Source organism: Flavobacterium sp. (genome assembly GCF_003525665.1).
GTDB lineage: Bacteria > Bacteroidota > Bacteroidia > Flavobacteriales > Flavobacteriaceae > Flavobacterium.
This window is the reverse complement of sequence record NZ_DQDX01000130.1, coordinates 21,147-23,778: the sequence shown is the minus strand read 5'-3', so window position 1 is coordinate 23,778 and position 2,632 is coordinate 21,147. Positions and strand designations below refer to the sequence as shown.

The window sequence follows — 2,632 nt, the reverse complement described above, 5'->3', positions numbered from 1 at the left end:
TCTTTCAACTTCTCACGATAGGCTTCAAGTAGTTCAACTTTAGAAATTAGTCCGAAGAATTTGCCGTATTTAGTGACTGGAAGAATAGTTTCATTTGATGTTTCAAATTTATCCATGATGGTTTCCATTCCGTCATCGTGATGAATTACTTCTTTGGGTTGCGAAATAATTTCTTTAATCATCGTGAATTTTACTCGATACTGATTAAATACTATTGGACGAATCGATTCAAAATCAATGATTCCTAGCATTTTATTTTTTTCATCCAAAACCGGAATTATAGATTGATTGGAACTTGATAAATATTCGATTAAATTTTCTAATGATTTTTCTAATGAAATTGTTTTTACATCGGTTTGAACCAAGTCAAGAAAATCAATGCTTTGCAGGATATTTTTATCTTTATCGCTTGTAAAAACTTCACCTTTATCGGCAAGTGCTTTTACGTCCATAGAATGTTTTTCAAATTGCTTAGAAACCGCATAACTTATTGAAGAAACCATCATTAACGGAACCATCAAATCGTAACCGCCAGTAATTTCGCCTATTAAGAAAATCGCGGTTAATGGCGCATGAAACAATCCAGATAGAATTCCGGCCATTCCAACCATTGCAAAATTGGTAACTGGTAAATAGGAATTGATGTTGGTAATATCCATGAATTTTGCAACAAAAAAACCAAGGTAGGAACCCACAAAGAGAGAAGGAGCAAAGTTGCCACCATTTCCACCAGAACCCAAAGTTAAACCTGTTGCAAAGGCTTTTAGTAAAACGATTACTCCAACAAATGCCAACAAAACCCATTGTTTACTTTTGTAATCTTCAAGAAATGTATTGTTTAATAAATGCTCCGGATTTGAAGTTGAAAGCGTTTTAATACTCTCATATCCTTCACCGAAAAGTGATGGAAAAACAAATATCAAAACGGCCAAAATTGTGGCGCCGAAAAGAGCTTTCTTATAAACTCCCATTTTTAATTTGCTAAAAAAATGTTCTACTTTTCTAAAATTTCGAGCATGATAAACCGAAACTAATCCGGCTAGAATTCCGAGAAGAATGTAGTATGGCGTGTTGTGATAATCAAATTCGGTTACATTTTTAAAACTTAAAAGTACATCTTGACTTAGAATAACTTTAGAAACCAAAGCACCAGTTGCACCAGAAATTATAATTGGAATAAATGCAGAAATTGAAACATCGGTTAGGATTACTTCTACTGCAAATAAAACTCCGGCAATTGGTGCGTTAAACGCAGCTCCAATTCCGGCAGAAACTCCGCAAGCTAAAAGTAAAATTCGATCTTTTTGCGATAATTTATATTTCTGAGCAAAGTTAGATCCAAATGCCGCACCAGTAATAACAATTGGACTTTCTAATCCAGCAGAACCACCAAGACCAACAGTTAATGAGCTAGTTATGATTTGCGCATACATTTGTTTTTTCGGAATAATTCCGCCTTTTTTGGCAACTGCATACAATATTTTGGAACTTCCTTTCTCTAAATCACCATTTAAAACTCTCCGAATTACAAAAACAGTGAGTAAAATCCCGATGATTGGTAGTAGAATTGTAAAAAATGGAAATTTTAAAAATCCGTTAATGTAGTTTGCAAAAACAAAAACATTATGGGCAAAACTTTTTAGTATAATTACTGCCAATGCACAAGAAATTCCAACAAGAACGCAAGCCAAATAAATAAAATTTCGTTCAGATAAAAGTTGTTTGCAAAGAAAAACTACCGCTTCAAATTTTTGAGCGAATTTTCTAAAAAATAGTTGAACTTCTACCGATTTACGATTGGGCATTGTGTTTTTTATAAGGACTGCAAATATAACTTATTTTATATTTCTCAACGCTTCTCTCTTGCTTAAAGGTTTTAAATTGGTAGCATTTACAAAATTTGTAACACCAATCGGATTGAATCTACTGTAATCTCGTAATGCCCAACCAATTGCTTTTTGAATAAAAAATTCGTTAGATTCTCTATGTTTTTCGCATTCTGATTTTAGTAGTTCAAAGTTGGTTTTGTCTTTATAACTCAATTGAAAAATAATTGCAGATCGATTTAGCCACATAGTATTTGAATTGGAAAAGCGTTCAATAACTGGATAAGTTTCGTTTGGAAATTGTTGCAAATAACCACCAAGTAAATATTTAGCCACAACATCAACCGAATCCCACCAAGAGTTAGTGATGATGAGATTTTCAATCAGTTTTATATCTTCTAAAACATAGTTTTTCTTGAATTCTTTAACCAATAAGTCAATTGCACATTGATGAAATTCTCTTTCATTTTTATTGAATAATTCGCACGCAATGTTTCTAAAATCGGCTTTTATTTCAGATTTGTATTTTTCGTAATTGGCTTTGAAAATAGTTCTTCTTTCGTCGGTTTTGATTCCTAAAAAATCGAAATTATTTTTCATATAATTTTCCATCGGAATCGCAGTTTCTCGATTGGAATTACTTCGTAAACTGTTTTCTAAATCTGTTATAAAATTCATTTTCAATATTTAAAATCCAACTGCAGTATCATCGCCACGAGCATCAGCTCCAGCTTCTAATTTTTTATTTGGCAACACCAAAATTGCATCGACTTTTCCAATAATTGGTGACGATTTTTCATTGATTT

General features: G+C 32.4%; 2 protein-coding genes. Both read right to left on the bottom strand.

The features are described from left to right. Positions 1 to 1,805: chloride channel protein (locus DIU01_RS09290; RefSeq protein WP_290833772.1), on the bottom strand; the 1,805-nt coding region annotated here is incomplete at its 3' end. 30 nt (positions 1,806 to 1,835) lie between these two features. Then, positions 1,836 to 2,504, bottom strand: coding sequence for a DNA alkylation repair protein (locus DIU01_RS09285; protein WP_290833770.1), 669 nt, complete (start codon positions 2,502 to 2,504; stop codon positions 1,836 to 1,838). Between the last annotated feature and the right edge of the window lie 128 nt (positions 2,505 to 2,632).

Coding starts and splice junctions, on each gene's coding strand:
- DIU01_RS09285 (WP_290833770.1), bottom strand. CDS start 2,504: ATGAATTTTATAACAGATTTAGAAAACAGTTTACGAAGTAATTCCAAT.